Source organism: Candidatus Ichthyocystis sparus, assembly GCF_900078745.1.
GTDB lineage: Bacteria > Pseudomonadota > Gammaproteobacteria > Burkholderiales > 2013Ark19i > Ichthyocystis > Ichthyocystis sparus.
The window spans coordinates 1-21,274 of record NZ_FKII01000042.1 but is presented as its reverse complement, the minus strand read 5'-3'; the positions used below and the strand labels follow the sequence as shown (position 1 = coordinate 21,274).

At 39.8% G+C, this 21,274-nt stretch carries 14 protein-coding genes; 9 read left to right on the top strand and 5 right to left on the bottom strand.

The annotated features are described in order from the left end of the window. Nucleotides 1–5 precede the first annotated feature (5 nt). From A6733_RS00545 to A6733_RS00530, 4 genes are all read left to right on the top strand, one after another. Nucleotides 6–1,064, top strand: coding sequence for a ribonucleotide-diphosphate reductase subunit beta (locus tag A6733_RS00545; RefSeq protein WP_092401399.1), 1,059 nt, complete (start codon nucleotides 6–8; stop codon nucleotides 1,062–1,064). 323 nt (nucleotides 1,065–1,387) lie between these two features. Then, nucleotides 1,388–2,596, top strand: coding sequence for a hypothetical protein (locus A6733_RS00540; protein ID WP_092411168.1), 1,209 nt, complete (start codon nucleotides 1,388–1,390; stop codon nucleotides 2,594–2,596). 138 nt (nucleotides 2,597–2,734) lie between these two features. Continuing rightward, nucleotides 2,735–4,195 (top strand): NAD-dependent succinate-semialdehyde dehydrogenase, encoded by a 1,461-nt coding sequence (locus A6733_RS00535; protein ID WP_092402733.1) that lies wholly within the window; start codon nucleotides 2,735–2,737, stop codon nucleotides 4,193–4,195. Between the two features lie 13 nt (nucleotides 4,196–4,208). Further along, nucleotides 4,209–5,786 carry an MFS transporter gene (locus A6733_RS00530; RefSeq protein WP_092487183.1) on the top strand — a complete coding sequence of 526 codons (1,578 nt, stop codon included), beginning with the start codon at nucleotides 4,209–4,211 and terminating at the stop codon, nucleotides 5,784–5,786. 31 nt (nucleotides 5,787–5,817) lie between these two features. On the opposite strand, the gene uvrA is transcribed toward A6733_RS00530, so the two are convergent. From uvrA to A6733_RS00515, 3 genes are read right to left on the bottom strand one after another with little or no spacing between them, the layout of a single operon-like run. Beyond that, a complete protein-coding gene (uvrA, locus tag A6733_RS00525) occupies nucleotides 5,818–8,592 on the bottom strand; it encodes an excinuclease ABC subunit UvrA (protein ID WP_092402737.1) in 2,775 nt (924 codons plus the stop codon). Nucleotides 8,593–8,602: 10 nt separating this feature from the next. After that, on the bottom strand, nucleotides 8,603–9,046 hold the full coding sequence (ssb, locus tag A6733_RS00520) for a single-stranded DNA-binding protein (RefSeq protein WP_092402739.1): 444 nt from the start codon (nucleotides 9,044–9,046) through the stop codon (nucleotides 8,603–8,605). A 4-nt stretch (nucleotides 9,047–9,050) separates the two neighbouring features. Then, nucleotides 9,051–10,244, bottom strand: a complete 1,194-nt coding sequence (locus tag A6733_RS00515; RefSeq protein WP_092402741.1) for an MFS transporter — start codon at nucleotides 10,242–10,244, stop codon at nucleotides 9,051–9,053. A gap of 144 nt (nucleotides 10,245–10,388) precedes the next feature. Between A6733_RS00515 and A6733_RS00510 the strand changes: the two genes are divergently transcribed. Together A6733_RS00510 and lnt are read left to right on the top strand one after the other, a co-directional pair. After that, entirely contained in the window at nucleotides 10,389–11,240 is an 852-nt protein-coding gene (locus A6733_RS00510; RefSeq protein ID WP_092402743.1) for a CorC family transporter, read from the top strand. Continuing rightward, nucleotides 11,230–12,780, top strand: a complete 1,551-nt coding sequence (gene lnt, locus A6733_RS00505) for an apolipoprotein N-acyltransferase (protein WP_092402745.1) — start codon at nucleotides 11,230–11,232, stop codon at nucleotides 12,778–12,780. Before A6733_RS00510 ends, lnt begins: the two co-directional genes overlap by 11 nt. Here lnt and A6733_RS00500 read toward each other — a convergent pair. Beyond that, nucleotides 12,750–13,175 carry a FliO/MopB family protein gene (locus A6733_RS00500; protein ID WP_092402747.1) on the bottom strand — a complete coding sequence of 142 codons (426 nt, stop codon included), beginning with the start codon at nucleotides 13,173–13,175 and terminating at the stop codon, nucleotides 12,750–12,752. The genes lnt and A6733_RS00500 overlap by 31 nt on opposite strands. A 168-nt stretch (nucleotides 13,176–13,343) precedes the next feature. On the opposite strand from A6733_RS00500, the gene pyrG reads away from it, so the two are divergent. Both pyrG and eno read left to right on the top strand, forming a co-directional pair. Further along, nucleotides 13,344–14,993, top strand: a complete 1,650-nt coding sequence (gene pyrG / locus A6733_RS00495) for a CTP synthase (RefSeq protein WP_092411170.1) — start codon at nucleotides 13,344–13,346, stop codon at nucleotides 14,991–14,993. After that, on the top strand, nucleotides 14,974–16,269 hold the full coding sequence (gene eno, locus A6733_RS00490; protein ID WP_092403670.1) for a phosphopyruvate hydratase: 1,296 nt from the start codon (nucleotides 14,974–14,976) through the stop codon (nucleotides 16,267–16,269). Before pyrG ends, eno begins: the two co-directional genes overlap by 20 nt. A gap of 1,858 nt (nucleotides 16,270–18,127) precedes the next feature. Here the strand turns inward: eno and A6733_RS00485 are convergent. Continuing rightward, on the bottom strand, nucleotides 18,128–18,850 hold the full coding sequence (locus A6733_RS00485) for a hypothetical protein (protein WP_141663430.1): 723 nt from the start codon (nucleotides 18,848–18,850) through the stop codon (nucleotides 18,128–18,130). A gap of 2,321 nt (nucleotides 18,851–21,171) precedes the next feature. Between A6733_RS00485 and A6733_RS09840 the strand changes: the two genes are divergently transcribed. Further along, nucleotides 21,172–21,274, top strand: a 103-nt coding sequence (locus tag A6733_RS09840; RefSeq protein ID WP_439328881.1) for a hypothetical protein, incomplete at its 3' end; no start/stop codon positions are given.

Sequence of the window (21,274 nt, the reverse complement as noted above, 5' to 3'; positions counted from 1 at the left end):
GAGATATGTCAACTCTGACTAAAGATGAAGTGGATCCAGCTCTAGGACGGCGTGTGCGGGCTGCTGATAAAAGGATTATTAATGGCGAAACTGATGTTAACCAGTTAGTTCCCTTGAAGTATAAGTGGGCATGGGACAAGTATCAGTCTGCGTGTGCTAACCATTGGATGCCCAATGAAATAGGTATGTCTCGTGATATTGAGCTTTGGAAGAACCCTAAAGGACTTACTGACGATGAGCGTCTTATTGTAGAGCGTAATCTTGGATTTTTTGTCACAGCTGATTCATTGGCTGCGAACAATATAGTTTTGGGTACATATCGCCATATTACCGCTCCTGAATGCAGGCAATTTCTGTTAAGGCAAGCTTTTGAGGAGGCTATTCATACCCATGCTTATCAGTATATTGTGGAATCATTAGGCTTGGATGAAGGTCAAACTTTTAATGCCTATCATGAGATACCATCTATTCGTGACAAGGACGAGTTTTTAATCCCGTTTATTGACGTGCTGACGGACCCAAATTTTAAAACGGGTACATTTACTAATGATCAAGCCTTGCTAAGGTCCATCGTAGTATTTGCGTGTATTATGGAGGGATTGTTCTTTTACGTTGGTTTTGTCCAGATATTGGCTCTTGGGCGTCAAAATAAAATGACTGGTGCTGCTGAGCAATACCAATACATTATGCGAGACGAGTCCATGCATTGCAATTTTGGTATTGATTTAATTAATCAAATAAAAATAGAAAATCCGGAACTTTGGACTGCAGCCTTCAAAAAAGAACTAGTCGGATTAATGACTAAAGCAGTGGAATTAGAGTATCGATATGCTGTTGATACTATGCCAAGAGGCGTTTTGGGTTTGAATGCTGACATGTTCAGTGCGTATCTGCGATTTATTGCCAACCGTCGTATGGTTCAGATAGGCCTAGAACCCTTGTTTGCTGGTCAAGAAAATCCATTCCCATGGATGAGTGAGATGATGGATTTGAAGAAGGAGAAGAATTTTTTTGAGACCCGTGTAACTGAGTATCAGTCTGGTGGTACTCTCAGTTGGGATTAGAATTTCAAATTTGTTTTGCATAAGTGTCTCACTAACGATACGTTTATGGCATATTGACGTTTAAAAAATTGACAAGAACAAGTTTTTCTAGTTAATTACACTTTTGTTGTTGAACGTTGCAACTATAAAGCATGCTTTTTTTATAAGAATCTGTTCATTTTGCGTTTTGGTAATGAATTTATTGCTTACTTTTTGTAATGGAATTTTTTCTTTCCTTTAAGAAACAATAAATGTTTGGTGGTATGAGCTTTTTCTAGTCGTTGGGGATTTTGGGTACCCCTCCTTGCCTTCTGATTTTTATGATGCAACTGTGGAGGTAGTTTATGGTGGGTTTGAGTAGGTCTTCCTCTAAGTCCAAGGCATTTTTGGGGGTAAGTGGGAAGTCCACCGCTAAAAAAGAGGCTAAAAAAATGAAATCTAAAGTCGTTAAGAAGGTTGTTGATAGTGCTAAGTCGGCTTCTTCTGCAGATAAAAAAACTTCTGCCAGAAAGGTCGTTTCTAGGAGGTCTACCGTTAAGAAGTCGGCAGACCATAAGGCAGTTGTTAAGAAATTAACAGCTTCTGCAGGTAAGCGGTTGGCTTCTGTTGCTAAGAGGTCTGCTAAAGGTACGACTGCTAAGAAGCCTGCTTCTTCTAGGAAGTCTGCTGTCAAGAAGGTAACTGCGGTTAAGAGGTCTGTTGCTGCTAGGGGTTCTACTGCAGCTAAGAAGTCCACTGCAGCTAAGAAATCTACTGCAGCCAAGAAGTCTACTGCAGCTAAGAGATCTACTGCAGCTAAGAAGTCTACTGCAGCTAAGAGATCTACTGTAGCCAAGAAATCTACTGCAGCTAAGAAGTCTACTGCTGCTAAGAGATCTACTGCAGCTAAAAGATCTTCTACAGCTAAGAGGTCTACTGCTGCTAAGAGGTCTACTGCTGCTAAAAGGTCTGTTGCTGGTAAGACTGCATCTTCTGTAGCTAAAGCTAAGCGTGTAGTTAAGAAGTCTTCTGCTCGTAAGACTTCTGCTAAGTCTGCATCTGGCGTTTCGTCTGCATCTTCTCGCAAGGTGGGTGGAGCTGGTAAGTCTGCTGCTAGCAAGAGAAGAACGACCTCTAAGTCTTCCTCTCTTTCCTCGGTAGCTGCTAAGCGCAAGGTTAAGTCTAGGTCTTCTGCTGCTAAGAAGTCTGCTGTTGGTGCTAGAAAGACAACAGCTAAAGCAGCTGTTAAGAAAACCTATGCCAGGAAGGCTGCTGGTAAGAAAGCTACAGTTAAGAGAACTGCTTCTAGTAAAACCTCTGCTGGTAGAAAGTCCACGACCAAGTCGAGTACTAGGTCTGCTGGATCTGCTTCTAAGACGTCTGCTTCTAGAGGGTCGTCTGCGAAGTCATCAGTGAAGGGTGGTGCTAAGGGTTCTCGTAAGGTTGCTAAGAGTGAACACAAGGAAGCTTCTGCTTTAAATAGCAAGGCTTCTAATAGCAAGACTTCTGACTATTCTGCTTTGTCTCCTCAAAGTTCTTGGCCATTTCCTACATCTGATCGTCCTGCTAGTTGATGATGGCCTAGAATTGTCTTTAAAGTTAGGGGGGCTTTTTGCTCCCCTTGCTTTTATTCCAATTGCGATATTTTCCTTGCTCTGATTTTTAAATAGTCATAACCTTTTCCAATATTTTCTTTTGAGAACGATGAATTTATGTATTCCATATCTAACTTATCTGATTTTTCACTCCTGAGGTCTTCCCTATTTATAGGGGGTAATTGGGTTGATACTAATGAACAGTTAACTGTAGAGGACCCATCTACAGGTAAAGTTGTAGGCCGTGTTTCCTGTGCTACAGACCACCAAATATCAATGGCTATCCAATCTGCTTGCGATGCTTTTGAATTATGGAGTAGAGAGACCGCTGTTGTTCGCTCACAAATCATGATGGACTGGGCACGGCTTATTCTTGAAAATGCAGATGATCTGGTACGTATAGTTATTGCAGAGACAGGTAAAACTGTAAATGATGCAGTTGGTGAAATAAAATATGCCGCTTCCTTTGTGCAATGGTTTGCAGAAGAGGCCAAGCGAGTATATGGAGACTGGATACCATCTCCACAAAAGGATCGACGCTATCTGGTTATAAAGCAGCCAATAGGAGTTTGCGCAGCTGTTACACCGTTTAATTTGCCTTCCGCAATGGTTACAAGGAAGCTAGCACCAGCCTTGTGTGTTGGATGCACTGTTGTACTTAAACCAGCTGAAAAAACACCACTTTCAGCACTGGCATTGGCACATTTGGCAGATAAGGCGGGTTTTCCTGCTGGGTCTATAAATATTCTTACTGGGGACCCTGTTGCTATTACTGATGTGTTATGTAATGACCACAGAGTAGTTCATTTAAGCTTTACCGGTTCAACTGCTGTAGGCAAGATGTTAGCCGAGAAAAGCTCTCAAACCCTTAAGAAGCTTTCCATGGAATTGGGAGGAAATGCATCCTTCATAGTTTTATCTGATGCTATTCTTGAAAAATCAGTTGAACATCTTATAGAGGCAAAGCTGCGTTTTGCAGGGCAAATTTGTATTGCACCAAATCGCGTTTACTTGCAGGATCTGGTATACGAGTCTTTCGTGAACATATTAATGGTTCATCTTGATAGAAAACGCATATCCCCTGGGTTAGATCCATCTTCCGGGATTTGTTCCATGATTGATGAGAAAGCTGTGAGTAAGGTTGAGGGAATTTTGGAGGATGCTGTTTCAAAGGGTGCACGTATTTTGCGTGGAGGTAGAAGACTAAAGGATGTGGGTCCATATTTTTTTGAACCCACAGTTTTGGAAAATGTTGATTTGTCTATGCGTATTGCACATGAGGAGATTTTTGGTCCAGTTATAGTCTTGTACCGCTTCAAGGAAGATGATGAAGTTGTTAAGGAAGCTAATAATACCCACTATGGTTTAGTCAACTACGTTTGTACTGAAAACATTAGGCGATTTATGCATTTTGCCGAGAGATTAGAGTCTGGCATGGTAGTTTTTAACTGTGGTATATACTCGAATCCCTACGCTCCATTTGGGGGTATTAAGTCGTCGGGATTTGGTAGAGAGGGGTCTAAATACGGGACTGATAGTTATCTAAATGTTAAGTTAGTGTGCCTGGGCGGTGTGTAATTCAGGAAAAGATATGACCAGTAATATGAAGAGGGTTGTTTTTGCTTCAGCCATGGGCTCTGTTTTTGAGTGCTATGATTTCTGGGTGTACGTTATGATGTTACCCATCCTAGGTCCACTTTTTTTCCCAGGTGGGGATTCGGTTGTACAAACAGTTCTTTCCCTTTCTGCTATGGCAACTACGGCTATTTCTCGTCCAATAGGTGGTTTGATCTTTGGCTATATTGGAGATTTTTGGGGGCGTAAGACATGTTTTTTGCTTACCCTTATGTTGATGGGAATCTCTGCGTTTGGCATGGGGCTTTTGCCTACGTACTCTACGGTAGGTGTAAATGCTCCCATTATGCTAGTGATGCTGCGTGTAATTCAGGGTATTGCTCTAGGAGGGGAGTTTTCCGGTGCCTCAATTTATGTTGCTGAGCATGTGCGCTTCGAGCGGCGTGGATTTTTTTCAGCTATGGTCATGTTGCCCTACGGAGTTGGTGTAGCTTTTACTGCGCTAGTTATATTTTCCCTACGTGTGTTTATTGGTGAAGAAGATTTTTTGTCATGGGGGTGGAGAGTACCATTCTTGCTATCGCTTTTTGTATTCTTGATTTCCTTATCTGTACGTTTAAGTATTAGTGAGTCACCTGTTTTTGAAGATATGGTTCGTAGCCGTAGCCTATCTTCATCTCCCATCAGAGACAGTTTTTTGGATAAGGATAATTTAAGAGTTATTTTCTTCGCATTTATATGCATTATGTTAGGAGAAAGCGGTATCAATCAGATTGATTACGTAATGTTTCTATTTTTGGTAAACGTGCTTAAAGTTGATATGTCAGTTGTCAATCAGATTCTTATGTGCGTATATCTATTACATATTCCAGTTTTGATATGCGTTGGCTATTTGTCAGATAAATTTGGTCGAAAGACCATTTTACTTGTTGCCTTTTTCCTGGCTACAGCTTTGTATATCCCTGGTTTCGATTATCTTGTTAAGGTTAGTTACCCCGTATATGCCAACGCTATCGTTGAAAATCCAATTGTTATTCACTACAGACCCACTACTAATTGCGAATTTGGTGTGTGGGAGCACTTTTTGTTATCTACCAACGAAGCTTCTCTATCTTTGACAAGTTGTCAAGAGACTGTACGGTGGTTGGGGGATAGTGTTATCAATTTTTCCCGTGATGGGTTGGCTGACAGAGAGTATATTTCTGTTGGTAAACAGTTAATAGGGTTAGGTAATAGAACTGCACTAATTAATGCCCTAACTAGAGCTGGGTATATGCAAAGAGGAAGTAGTGCTGGCATGAGTCTTTGGAAGATGGTTTTGTGTGCGTTTCTAATAATGATTCCAGTTTCTATGGTATTTGGTACCTGTGGTGCGGCCTTGATAGATCTATTTCCTCCTAGGATAAGACATACCTCTATGTCATTTGTGTATAACATGGGGCATGGATTGTTGGGAGGGCTGGTACCTGTAATTATTATGTACAGTGTTTTTTACTTTGGTTCCATCTACTCTATAATGTATTACACAACCTTAGTAGCATTTTTGAGCTTGATGTTCGGCCTGTTCTTTTACCCCAAGCGCTGCTATCGCTAAGCTAATTTCACAAGCATTTATATCACTATCCTTACTTTATGTATTTCCCAGTGATGCTGTTTTCTGTTTTTGCTATTTGCTCCGGTGTTCCGGATGCTATTATTTCTCCGCCCTCATTTCCGCCGCCAGGACCTAGGTCTACTACCCAGTCGGAGGCTTTTATTACGTCTATATTGTGCTCAATTACCACCACCGTATTGTCTTTGTCCCTAAGATGAAGAAGTATGTCAATTAGCTTATGTGTGTCGCAAAAGTGTAACCCTGTAGTTGGCTCGTCTAATATGTATATGGTTTTACCTGTTTGTACACGCGACATTTCTTGCGCAAGTTTAAGTTTTTGTGCCTCACCTCCCGATAGAGTTCGTGCTGATTGGCCAAGGGTCATGTATCCAAGTCCTACTTCCTGTATTGTTGATATTTTTTTCTGTAATGTAGGATAGGATTCCAGGAATATAGCTGCTTCATCAACGGTCATGTTTAAAATATCAGTGATATTTTTGCCCTTGTAGTATATTTCTAATGTTTCTCGGCTAAACCTTTTGCCTTTACATACGTCACATGTTACGTACATATTGGGTAAGAACAGCATTTCAACTTTTATTTGTCCATCTCCGGCACAGTGCTCACAACGTCCACCCTTATTGTTAAATGAAAACCTACTGGAAGTGTATGCTCTCTGACGAGCTAGTGGAGTAGCAGCTAGCAACTCGCGTATAATTGGTAATATTCCGATGTAAGAGGCTAAGTTTGATCTGGGAGAACGCCCGATCGGAGATTGATCTATATTAATTATTTTGTCTATAAAGGATGCACCAATGATAGCATTGTACGCCATTGGCTCAGGAGATTTTACTTTAATCTCGCGCGCTAGGGCAGGGTAGAGAGTATCATTTACAAGTGTAGACTTTCCAGAACCAGAAAGGCCAGTGATACAAACGAATAGTCCCAAAGGAATATGCAGATCCACATTTTTGAGATTGTTACCCGATGCTCCCTGCAAAATTATCTTTCTCTTTGGTCGAGGCCTCTTCCGTATGCTGGGACAAGGTATTTTGATAGTTCGATTTAAGTACTGACCCGTAATTGATGAAGAGGATAAAATATCCTTCAGCGATCCCTCAGCTACAATCCTTCCACCGTTAATTCCAGCAAGTGGGCCAACGTCAATGATATGATCAGCGGAGCGGATAGTATCCTCATCATGTTCGATTACAACTACGGAGTTTCCCATGTCCCTGAGTCTAAATAGAGTTTTGAGAAGACGTTCATTGTCTTTTTGATGCAGCCCTATAGATGGCTCATCTAACACATACAAAACTCCAGTTAAGCCAGAACCAATTTGTGATGCTAGACGTATTCTTTGAGCTTCTCCCCCAGATAGAGAATCTGTTGACCTTTCTAAGGTTAAGTATCCAAGACCAACATCTAGCAAAAATATAATACGCTCTTGTATTTCGTATATTATTTTTTGTGCAACTTCCTTTCTATACCCAGGTATAGATAACCCTGAAAACCACTTATAGTTATCATATATGGACATCTTCATGACTTCGTGTATTGAAAGTTGGTTTATTTTTACTGTTTTTGCATGGTTGTTTATTCTGTCACCGTTACAATATGAACAAGCACATGTGACACGATATTTTTGCAACTCCTCTTTCTCACGAGGGAATGGTTTTTGTTGATAGCGTTGCGTTAGGAATTGTAAAAGACCATCGTATGGTATTTTTGTATCTTCTTTATCTATATTGCCATGTAGCAGAATGTTGCGCACATCTTGCGATATATTTTGAAAGCTGTGTTCGCGCGGAAATCCACATTGTTCCGCAATCCTAATCATTTTTTCCATCTGCTCAGGGTAAGACTTAGAAATGAGTGGAATGGCACCGCTGCTAATTGACAGCTGAGGATGAGCAACTATCTTATCTACGGACCAGTCACTTTGCTTTCCCAGACCTCGGCATTTTGGGCACGCACCATGGGGGCTATTAAATGAGAATAGCGATGGGTCCGGTGAAGGTAAGGTATATTCACATAAAGGGCAACGATACTTAGTAGAGTAATTTAGGTATAAGTCTTCATCAGGATAAAAGCAGCAAACTTTTTCTGATACAACTTTAAGAGCTGTTTCTATAGAGTCAGTTAATCTTTCTCTAGAATCACTGCTAACTACAATACGATCGATAACTACGGAAGGGGAAGACTTACACTCCTTTAATGAGTTTATGTCCTCTTCGTTATATAAAATTCCATCGATAATAAATCGAATAAAACCCTTTTGGATGAGTTTTTTCAGGGTTTCATGCAAAGATAACCCTGGAAATACTACATTTGGGGCTAGGATAAACAGTTTTTTGCCAACATGATCTTGCAGAATAATGTCAACAATTTGTGTCAGAGAATGCGAATTCAAATCTAACTTATGTACTGGACACTGGGCAGTTCCTACACGTGCATAAAGTAATCGTAAATAGTCGCATATTTCAGTTGCAGTTCCAACCGTAGATCTAGGATTGCTATTGGATGTTCGCTGTTCAATTGCAATTGCCGGGACCAAACCTGATATACTTTTTACATCAGGTTTGTCCATTACTCCCAGAAAATACCTAGCATAAGCAGAAAGTGACTCTACATACCTACGTTGACCCTCCGCAAATAGAGTGTCAAAGGCTAAGGAAGACTTTCCAGAACCAGAAGGTCCTGTTATGACAACAAGCTTGTTTTTGGGGACAACGACATCAATGTTTTTAAGATTATGTGTTCGTGCTCCCTGTATGAATATTTCATCATGGATAGAATGTGCCATTGAAGTTTAGTTAGAACGGAATATCGTCATCAAGACCAGCAAATTGTGCTACATCACTAGTATTGCTACTAGATGTGCTTACATCATTTACGGAGGTATTGTTACTACCGCTGTCCTGCGATTTGCTGCTCAGCATATTCATTTCTGATGCTATGATTTCAGTAGTGTATCGATCTTGACCACTTTGATCTTGCCATTTACGCGTTTGCAGCCTGCCCTCAACGTAAATCATTTTGCCCTTTTTTAAGTATTCCCCAGCAATTTCAGCAAGACGACCAAAAAATATTATCCTGTGCCATTCTGTTTGTTCCTTTTTCTCGCCAGTATTTTTATCCTTCCACGATGAGCTAGTAGCCAGGCGAACGTTCGCAACTGGATCCCCACTGTTCGTAAATCTCACCTCCGGTTCTGCTGCCAGATGACCTATTAACATAACTTTGTTCATTGATGCCATAACATTACCCTCTATGATTTTGTTTATTACATGTAGGCAATTTTAACCAAACTGCCCAGAAGAATACGAGGGACAGAATGGCATTTACTATGAATATTGCTCCTTTGTTATTAACGTAATGGAGCATTATCCCAGATAGCAAACTTCCCATGAAAATCCCCACGAACTGTGCCGTACTGCTAATTCCCATACTAGTACCCCTAATCTCCTTAGGAGCTATGCGAGCCACCGTAGCTGGTATAGAAGCCTCAAGCAAATTGAATCCAGAGAAGAAAATAGCCATGCTTGCCATAAACAGTAGCTTACTGTGAACAGTAAAAAATAGACACCCTTGCCCTATGCTCATCAAAATAAATCCGATAATTAATGCCAAATTGTTATGCTTTTTCTCTGAGAGTGCCACAATAATAGACATTATAACAAACGATATAATCATAACCGATCCATATACACTACCTTGTCTAGGAAGATCATATCCCAAATTAGCAAGTACAGAGGGGAATACCAACCAGCATGCTGATAAAACAGCATTGGTTGCTAAGTTTGCAGTAGCAATTAACCAGGTACCCTTTATAGATCCAAACTTTACAATGGAAGCTCTAAAATTAACCTGGGTAGCTAATTTATCTCGTGGCGGCTCAGATGGAAGGAACATAGTCGTTACCAACATCGATATTAGAGCAAGTGCCATTATTAGCAAAAATATGTTCCTTGTGCCAGCATAGTGAGCTATTACAGGAGAAATAGAAAGACACAAAACAAGGGTTATACCTATAAGCACGCCCAGAATGGCTGAGGCTTTGGTGAGGTTTTCAGGGCGCGTGTAGTCAGCCATAAGGGCTGTTAGCACAGAAGAGTAAGCGCAAAGGCCCTGAAAGAACCTAGCCACGGTAAGTTGAGTGATTGAATGTGCCTCAAAACAGCCGTAAGTAGCTACTGTAAAAACAGATAGGCATCCAATTATCACATTTTTGCGTCCTACCCTATCTGAGAGCCACCCCAGTGGCAATTGCATTACAGATTGGCCAAATCCAAATATTCCAAGTGCTAACCCTATCCATATAACATTGTCGGACGCAAGGAGTGATCTTGAGTATGGCTCAAATAAAGGGAGAATTAGGAAATTTCCGGACAATCGCAGTACGTATAACAACGATAGGAAGAGTAAAGATCTTTTCTCGGAATTTGAGAATCCCATTTGTGACGCCTCTAAATTAAAATTGGGTGTAAATATTGGTACATAAGCAAAGCAATTCTTACGTATGTAGGTACATACTGGTCTTTTCTGGATACTAAAAATTTTGTGCTATGATTACCTTTCGACTATATACATTAGGAAGATATGACTGAAGGCGGCGATTTACCCCCACATCATGGTCTTCTCCGCGGGTTGCTGTGGTTTTTGGTATCTCGGGTGGCCAATTCCTTTAATACTCAAGATGCACGTTGCTTCATTGTACGGTTGGTTCGTTTTTTCTCTGATCGTAACACTATTGGTCTAGACGATGCTCTATTTGTTGAAAGGGCGTTACATGTTTCAGACATGACCGTCAGCGACATAGTAGTTCCACGGGCTCAGATGCAGTTCATAGACATATCATGGACCAACGAGCAGATTTTGTCAGTTATTTTGGATACTGGACATTCTCGTTTTCCTGTTTTCGATGGTAAAAAGGATACAATTTTTGGTATCTTTTTGGCCAAGGACTTTATTCGTAGCCTGTCAGATGAGGATTTTAAGCTACACAACCATGTGCGTCCCGTAGTTTTTGTTCCAGAATCTAAACCCCTCAACATGCTGTTGCGCGATTTTAGGTCCAAGCGTTATCACATGGCTATAGTCGTGGACGAGTATGGAAGTGTGAGTGGTTTGGTGACAATCGAGGATGTGCTTGAAATGATTGTTGGCGATATAGAGGATGAGTTTGATTCCTATGAGCCCGGAGATGAGGTAGTTAGTGATGATGATGGTAGTTGGCGCGTTAAAGCCTCAGTTGAGATTTCCGTACTAAATGAGGCTCTAGGTTCAGATTTTCCCGACGATTGTTTCGACACAGTTGGGGGGTTGATCTTACATCACGCAGGTAGGGTTTTGCAGAGAGGTGAGTCTGTGTGTGTGAACAACTGGATGTTCTCTGTGATTCAGTCAGATGCTAGAAAGATTTATTCTATAAGGGTTGAGCGTGTTCCCTAAAAGGGTAACTAATATTAGCCAATCCATGACCTTTAATTGCACTCTTTCATGCATTGCTGGTTGTGTGTATGTTGCTAGTTTTTACCCTAAATTTTGTTTTTGGTGGCTTACTCCCATATGCATTTTTGTACTGTACTTCTCCCTCGTTCGTTCTTCTTCCATCAAATCATCTCTAGTAATATTTTTTGTTTTCTGTGCGCTAGTTATGTTATCTGCCTCCTTCTGGATAGCATCAGCCATACATAATTTTACCGGTGCTTCTTATTGGCCGTTACTTGTTTTAGTATGGATTTTTTTCAGTTTTGTATTGGCTTTGTTCTTACCTGGAATTGCGGTAAGCCATATTTTAGATCATACACCGCTAGCTTTTGCTGCGACTTTTTCTATCAGTGAGTACCTTCGCTCTCGCTATGCTGTTGGTGGTACTTGGTTTTCTTTTGGATACTCGCAGACCTACCCTAGCCCTCTGGGCATGTGGGCACCCGTTGTAGGTATGAATGGCATAAATTTTATTGTTATCTTCTTCTCTGCTACTTTGTACCATGTCATCTTTAACACGGAAGGTCGTATAAAACGAGTTATTATTTTTTTAGTGTTTGCAGGGCTATCTTATTACATAAAAAATATCAACTGGACACACCCCATATCAGGTCTATCTCATAATGTTATATTGGTTCAGCCCAATTTTCCTGTACTTTCAGCAGGTAAGTATTCACTCTCCTTAGATAAAGTAATACATAGATATAAATTGCTTATGGATAATTACACTTCAGCAGATTGGGTGGTTTTTCCAGAAGCAGGCATACCAGTTACATTGATAGGGAAGGGGGACACATTTTGGCCTCGTTTTATGAAGGAAGTTTTTCATAAATTCAAGCACAAGCCATATTTGATTTCAGGGTTGCATAGGTTGGATGATAAAGGAAATTTATATAACTCTATGGTTTTGGTTAACCCAGAGGGAGTTGTTGAAGGAGTTTATGACAAGGTTTTCTTACTTCCGCTGGGAGAATATCAGTGGCCATGGGTACGCTTTTTTTTGCGATTACATACGGGCAGTGGCATAAGTAACTATTCTGAGGGCTATGCTGATCAGCCTACATTAAATTTAGGGCATGAGAGCATTGCTGGTAATATTTGCTATGAGAATGCATTTTCTGAATATGTTCGTAATAGAGGAGAGCTAGCTACTATACTATTGTCCATAAGCAATGATGCTTGGTTCGGACGTTCTGTTGCACCTCATGTGCATTTTCAAGTAGGTCAAATGAGATCGATGGAAAATGGGAGGCCTACCTTGTCTGTTAGCAATTCTGGTCCAACCGGATACATAGGTGCAAATGGTGATGCAGAACTTTTGCCTATGTTTCAATCCGAGGTCCTTAAACTTAAAGTTGTTGGATACAAGGGACAGACACCATTCCAGAAATTTCATGGAGACTTGGGAGTATTGGTAGGATCTATCTTAAGTCTGTTGATATTATTGCTGCAAAAAATCCACATTAAGTATCAAATTTTTTCCTTCTTCACTAGACGTTGAAACTTTTCTGATAGGGCCAGTGCTTTTTCTTTAGAGCTGTCGCTATCTGGACAGGGGGAGTGATATATAATCCGCACACTTCCCTGAGAAACAGCCAAGTAGAATCTTTCGTTTTCTATGTCAACAGCCACAACCCTTTCTCTTGGCCCCACAGAAACGCCGCCAATTACGCGTACTGGTAGTTTAGGATTAGCTCGCATAGGTTGCCACCGTAAAAGAAAAAGCCGTAGCATCATTATTATTGCTATTACAACAACAAATGAAAATGCAAAGTGACCTAGCATTGACCAGTCTTGATTAGTAGTATCAAATGTTTGCTCTGTACTCCAGGCTGGTATTGATACAAACGTAAAACCTATAACGGGGTACGTGCGTCCTAAAATATAACTAATCATGGTTCCTGCTCCCTCATCTGACGTTATAATACTAAGTGATTATGTAGTTTTGTGGCAATTGAAGGTACCGATGCTTGTGTGGGTATTAATGTTTTGTGGGGAGGCGTCGGGTGATACTAATCGGTTCTGTTGGCCACAACCATCTAGACCATATTTTTTTAAGTTTTCATGGCTAAGTATATTTTTGTTACTGGAGGGGTTGTATCTTCGTTGGGTAAAGGAATTACGGCAGCCTCATTAGGATCTCTACTGCGGTTACGTGGCTTGTCAGTTGCCAACATGAAGATGGATCCGTACATCAATGTTGATCCTGGGACAATGGATCCCTTCCAACATGGGGAAGTTTTTGTTACTGCGGATGGCGCAGAAACCGATCTAGATTTGGGACATTATGAACGTTTTACCGGCGTAAAAATGAGCCGAAGTAATAATTTTACTACCGGCTGTATTTACGAATCTGTCATACGTAAAGAGCGGGCAGGGCAGTATTTGGGGCAAACTGTCCAAGTAATCCCACATATTACTGATGAAATAAAAGCCTTCATCAAGGTTGTTGCTAAAGGCTGCGATATTATTGTTGTAGAAGTTGGTGGAACGGTTGGAGATATAGAATCCCTTCCATTCCTAGAAGCAATACGTCAAATGAGCTTGGAGGGTAGGGCTCATGATTTTTTCTTTGTGCATCTAACTTTGGTTCCTATGTTGTCTATTGGTGAGATGAAGACAAAGCCAACACAACATTCTGTGCGTCAACTGAGGGAAATAGGTATACAGCTCCATGCGCTAGTTACCCGTTCTGCTAAACCAGTTCCGGAAGATCAGCGTAAAAAAATGGCCTTGTTTTGTAATTTGCCGCAAGATTCTGTTATTTCTGCTTACGACGTAGATTCTATTTACCATGTTCCTTTAGTATTACATGATCAGGGACTAGATGATTTAATTTGTAGGCACATGCAACTTTCAATGAACCCTCCGGATTTATCTTCATGGAATAATATTTTGCAACGAATGAGTAACAATTCTCGACAAGTAGTAAGTTTAGTCCTTGTGGGTAAATACGTAGACTGCCACGAATCATATACTTCTTTGCGTGAAGCTTTGGTGCATGCTGGCTTACACACTGGATGTCACGTGGCTATTTCGTATGCTGATTCTGAGGATTTAGAGAGTGGGTCGGGTGATGATTTGGCGTTAGCGGATGCTATCCTAGTTCCTGGTGGTTTTGGTTCCAGAGGAATAGAAGGGAAGATTTTAGCCATCAAATATGCAAGGGAACGCAAGATTCCATTTCTTGGAATTTGTTTAGGGATGCAATTAACATTAGTTGAGTATGCCCGCAATGTCTGTAATCTAAAAGGGGCCCATAGTGTAGAATTTTCTTCCTCTACTCCTTACCCCATAACCAGAATATTAAATAATGAGGATGTTATAGGGGAAGAGCCCAAAATTGGTGGAACCATGCGACTAGGGGAACAAATAATTATTTTGCGCCAAAATTCCATGATCGCGCGTGCTTATGGATCCAGAGAGATTTTGGAGAGACATAGGCACCGCTACGTAGTAGAAGAGACTAGTCTAGCTGTTTTAGAAAAAGCTGGTATGCTGGTAAGTGGACATTCCCCAGAAGGTATATGCGAAGTAGTTGAGTTAACTACTCATCCCTGGTTTGTGGCATGTCAGTTTCATCCGGAATTTACTTCCTCACCGTTCTCAGGCCACCCTGTATTTATGAATTTTATTAGGGCGGCGCAAGAGTTTTCAAGTTTTAAGCAAGGAAAGCTAAATAGAGAGGAATGTTATGTCCCACAAGATTGCTGATGTAAGGGCTCGTCAGATACTAGACTCTCGTGGGAATCCTACAGTTGAAGCTGATGTGGTATTGAGTTCTGGAATTGAAGGTCGTGCGAGTGTTCCTTCTGGTGCTTCAACTGGTGTTTTTGAAGTTCATGAGTGGCGTGACAATGATGTGGACTACTATAGGGGAAAGAGTGTTGAAGGAGCTGTTGATCATATCAAAGGTGAGATTCGTAACGTATTGTTAGGTGTGGATTCGATTAATCAAGTTCATATTGATAACTTGCTGATAGATCTTGATAGCTCTGAGGGAAAGTCTAGGCTTGGAGCTAATTCCTTGTTAGCTGTGTCTCTAGCTGTGTCTCGAGCTGCTGCGAAGGCTAGTAATTTATCTTTAGTTAGGTACATAGGTGGTTGTGGTTTGATGAGATTGCCAGTACCGTTGATGAATATAATAAATGGAGGTGTTCACGCTGATAATGGGTTGCCTTTTCAGGAGATGATGATTGTTCCGATATGTGGTCAGAGTTTTAGTGAGGCTTTGCATTGTGGAGTTTTAGTTTTTCATTCGCTAAGGGAAAAGTTACATGAGATTGGACTTTCTTGCACAGTTGGTGATGAAGGTGGTTTTGCTCCGCACCTAAGTGGTATTGAGCAGGGCTTAGAGTTACTGGTAGATGCCATTTATTTGGCTGGTTTTGATCCTGGCGAGGATGTATGTATTGCTTTAGATTGTGCTAGTAGTCAGTTTTATTCAGATGGGTACTACAAGATTTTTAACGAATTTATGAATTCGGATGATTTTTCGTCCTATTTGGATAATTTATGCAGTTGTTTTCCGATAGTGTCTATAGAAGATGGCATGGCAGAAGATGATTGGAGTGGTTGGCAATTATTGACCAAGCGTTTGGGAGATAGGGTGCAGTTGGTAGGAGATGATCTTTTTGTGACTCAGTCTTCATTTTTACGTAAGGGAGTTGAGACTAAGTCTGCTAATGCTATTTTAATTAAGCCTAACCAGGTTGGGACATTAACAGAGACGTTTGAGACATTTTTTCTGGCAAGTAGGTCTGGTTACGGTACAGTAATCTCGCATCGTTCTGGAGAAACCAGTGACAGCTTCATTGCTGACTTGTCAGTTGCTTGGAGTGCCGGTCAAATCAAGACCGGAGCTCCGTGTCGTTCCGACCGCACTTCCAAATACAACCAACTCATTCGTATAGAAGAGGAACTAGGTAGGGGTTGCTACTTTTCTGGTAAGGACATGTTTAAAGATCTGGACGTGAGCGAGGGTGATTGATAAATACGCGGCATTATGCAAAAAACATTACATATATCCCTTTAGCGGTACCCAAACGCTACGCTGGTTAGCAAGAATACATCTGCAGGCCACCCACGGCGCGTGCACTTGGTTTTTTTAGACTCGGCCACTTCTCCTTTATATCCTTATTTTTTCGTTTCTTACTCTTGTCTTGACATTTGGCTTCATTTTAGATGTAAAGTATCCTTGAAATACTCCTTAGCATGAGGAGTAAATACACAAGCGATTCCCAAAAAACCTAATCTTTTCATAAATGTTCTGATCTGTTTTTTTATTTTCACACCAATGATGATTGACAAGGAAGCAAACACCGATCGGGGGGGGGGCATCGTACCTAGCTGTACTAAAGATGAAAAATATCATTTATATGAATTCTCTACTTTTATAGCACTAGATAAGTAGTATACTAGGATATCAATAATACAGTGATGAAGGTACTAATTAAACACCTTAATAGAGTCATATTGCTTTAAATTTGCGGATTATTTTGTTATACCGTTGCTACACGTATGATAGGCTCTTTCTACTTATAGATAACAAAAAATGTGTTGATTCTTAGAGCTAATAAAATCCATTCAAAATGTTATTTATTTTCTTGGGTACTGTGTATGAGATCAAGGGCTAGAGTAAGTCCCGTTTGCATTACCCCGCTTTGTTAGTGTAAATGGTATGCTCGATTATACAATTTGCTGAAGTGTAGTTATTCATGGGCAATTTATATCCGTGCGTAACTTTGTCTAAGGTAAAAGCCACATGAAATTTGGACTACTTTTTGTACAGTTAGATATGATTTGCTATTTTTTTTATTTTAACCATCCAATTAGAAGCACGACGTATTATTATGCAATAAACTTTAGTGGTCCATATTTATTATTTTTATGACGACATTTCTCCGTCTGTATCAGGATGATAGATGGTGTCTTATGGTCTCTGAAAATGAAAGATATTTTATTCAGTAACTTAATAAATTGATATTATACATTGTGTAGTAAGAGCTTTAGTGATTTTTTGCATTTTTTTGTTGCCTGAAATAGAAAAGCAAGTGAAATTTATTTTTAGTGTATGGTTGGCAAGTTAAAGTGTTTTTTCTTAATTGAAGTATTTTAGTGACAACTAATCTTTAGTTCTATAAAACATTTTAACCATTTCGGGGGAGGGGGCGATATTTGGCCGTGGTGCGGAGGTAGTATCTCTGACTCTAGAGATATTGGTGTAGTGACGTATTCATTAGCTATCTATTAGTTGCTGCATTATCTATGGTAGAACCAATACCGTAAGTTTGTATGTACGTCATGTCTTTTCAGAAAATAACAGGCCAATCTGTATAGAATAGCAATTGGATTGAAGATCCGCATTATGTAAAACTAACGCATTCATAAGAAAGGGGGGGCGTAAATCTGTATGGATGGCTTTTTACCAAAACTAAATATACAAATAATCAATCTTAGAATTGAATTGCTACGTACGCTAAAATATTGATCTCGTATATGATAAAAAAGCCAATACCAATAGACAGATGTTTGGTGGATAGGACATGCATTGTTGAACCATGTAAACCGCATCTTGTTGAACACCATTTATCAACTAAATACATGAAAATCATCAATGACCTACCTCTCAAACATCAAACACTGGAAACAGTTCCTCCCTGTCTGGTCACTCAGACTAACAGAAATACCTACACCACCGAGTTACAAACGGGCTTACTAGCTCCAGGTGAACACTAAGAGGGCTAGCAAAGTAATGTTCCGGAATAAATTACTCACGGGTATTAAGACACGCGCGAATAATCGCAAGTTGTTTCTTAAAGTCAGACATTTCATTTCTTCTATCTCTTTTATTTTTTATCTTTTTTCATAGACGATCTGGCAGCTTGTAGAAGAAGAGCAGAGAATATTACTGCGGAGAGCACAAACACAGCCGACGTAACTGTATCAATCCAACTTATTTTACCTGCGGATGCATTTTCTTGTCCGGTGATTGCTGATTTCGCAGCATCACTAAGTGAAAACAGCAATAACACGACAGGTGTTCCTGCCACAATAGCAAATGAGAGAAATGTACACAATAATTCTGCGCAAGTATATCTACGCAATTCAGCGCGCAAACTAAGTTTGACCTCTCTTCTTCCACCGCGACCATAGCGAGAACCCCGTGGTCCAGTACATTCCACTGCTCTTAAACCCGATGATGATCTCCCTCCTTCTTTTTTACCGCCATCCTTTCCCTCATTAGCAGCGAGCAATTGTCCTTTACCTCTCAAAGATTTTGCCGATCTCCGGCGTTCGTTATGCCACACATCAGTTCTTTTCCCCCGACTTTTCCCCCCGTGTCCCACCTTTGGTCTTGCACCCAATGCACCAGATGATCCAGAGCCACTAGGACCTGTTAATGGTGCACCTGACCCACAGCCACCGGCTCTACTACTCTCTGATCTTTCGCTTTTTTCAGTATCTTGACCGATCGCTCCAAGTGGAGGTCCACTTTCACCGGCATCAGATTCGTCAGTTTCTGAACTACCATCACTGCCTGAAGCACCGTATATTCTTTTATCAGACATAGCACCACTCCCACCCATTTATTGTTTTATTGTTAATGTGACACCTCCACATCCCCCATTAAGGGTCAAAGCATCAAAAGACAGGTGCAGCTCCTGTTTCTCCAAACCTATCTGAGTTACTCCACAAAGGGGAGGCGACACCCACCACCACTGTTACTACTCCCACTGATCTTTGAGTTGTAAACACTGAAGTACCTTGAGTTTTTTTATGAGATACACAACCACCCCTTGCCTATCATCTTTAGCGTTATTTTCCACTTAAATGCACATATTATAGCGAGGATTAGTATCTATCCTTGCCGCAAGACGCCACCATACTTGAGCCAAGAGTATGTGGTAAAAGGTATGGTTTCTATTAACTTTTTAACTTTAAGGTTAAACTATATCTATAGTTAGTGAAACATATATTATATTTATTAATGAATGCTGCCATGCAAGTACTAACAGTTACAGAATGTGTGTGTTCCTGTTTGACTTGATAGAAGAATAAGCAGATGTTTGTCCACTATAGATATGATTTGTTTTGTACCGTCATAAAAATTTTTAAATGCACCCGAAGAATTGTGATAGATGTGAATGTGATAATATTATGAAAATATCATCTAAAAATAGTTAGGCATTTGAATTTGATTTGATTATATGACTCAGGGCTAGGTATTATAATTTTGTGATACATCACAATTAAATCAGGTTGCGTAGAGATACTAGAGTTAAGAGTATATCTGGCTTTAAGAGTGAGAATGGTTGATTTTGTTACGCGAACTTTATTTTTTGCTAGATAGGATTGTCCTTTGGATAGTAAATACATCTAGAAGTACTAATTCTTAGTTCTTATGTATTCGTTATATTACTAATAGTAACTATAGCCAACTATACTTGCCGATTTATCATTGTGCTCGGAGGCGGGTTTTTGTCTGTCTTGTTTAGAGATTCTGCTGGCCTTAGATTAGGGTTTTAACCTGCTCTATACCACCTTTTTTCTTATATTTTGTGTTCTGTTGCGCTTGCTCCTAGTTTATTACAATCTTATGTGATTTGCTAAAGGATAAATAACGAACCAGGCTCTTCATCACGCTTACTCTGAATATTATTATAATGGCATAAGTATTCTTATCCTTCATAATATATGATTTACTGATTTTTTTAATCATCCCATCAAAAGAAAAACATATTATTCCGCAATGAATTTTAGTAACCCATGTTTATTCTTTTTATGATGATATACTTCCATTATCTTTTTGCAGGATGATAGACAATATCTCACTATTTCTAAAATTAGAAAATTATTTTTGACAACTTGGTTATTTATACATTGATTAATAAGTAACAAACACAGGTTTTTTATGTGATTACACACATAATGTTAAAAGCAATAGTATGACATAATGAAACTACCTATTTTTTCGGTGTTGCATAGATCTATTATGGGCGAATTGTATTGAGATTTATATTTTTTACTATTAACAGTTACTTAATGAAAGAGTATTAATTTATTATAGAGACAGGATATATAAAATTTTACTTTATCTTGTTGTTGTAATAGGATTTACAGCATTAATAGAGACCCTAAGAGTCATGTATAAAGGTATTTTGAGATATTGCTTCAGTACGTAGTAAGAATTTTAGTTATTTATTTATATGAAGTAAAAAGCTTGAAATTATTTTAGTACGAAGTTGATAGTGAAAATGAAGGTTTTTTTGCTCCGTTAGAGCATGACCCACTGATTTGGGTTGCGCTAAGATTTTATGAACCAGAGATGTAATTCTACTGAATATTTCTAGGGTGAGTGTTTTTAGTCATAGGACGGTGATTTATTCTAATTCTGGAAGTTCAAGTGACGGTTTTATTGCTGATTTTACAGTTCTTAGGATTTTAGTCATGTGCTTGTCAAACTAATACGGAATAATATGTTGTGATGGTACTTCAAAAACGCGGTCATCCAATTCGTATTAAGGGGGAGGGCACAGTGTTGTAGTTTGCCACCACCTTGCGCCTGTACACAGATTACATTCATACACAGCAAACAAAATTACTACACCAACAGTGCTTTTTTAGCAATTAATGAACGCACGCACTCTACAGTAGAGTGTCATCTTATTTTTTAGATCTCTTGTTCTTACTTGATAATCACCTTCTTTGTGATACAGCAGATTCACTTACTTTGTCATTTTTCCTATGAGGGGCTTTAGTGGTTAATGAACCATTATACTTTCCTCTTTAGGTGTGGAAGATGGGGAAGTCAATGCCCCCCACTATGAATTTATGAAGATTGGAGTGTTTGGCAATTATTGACCAAGCGTTTGGGAGATAGGGTACATTGGTGGGATATGATCTTTTTGTGACTCAGTCTTTGTTTTTACGTAAGGGAGTTGGGATTAAGTATGCTAATGCTATTTTAATTAAGCCTAACCAAGTTGGGACAT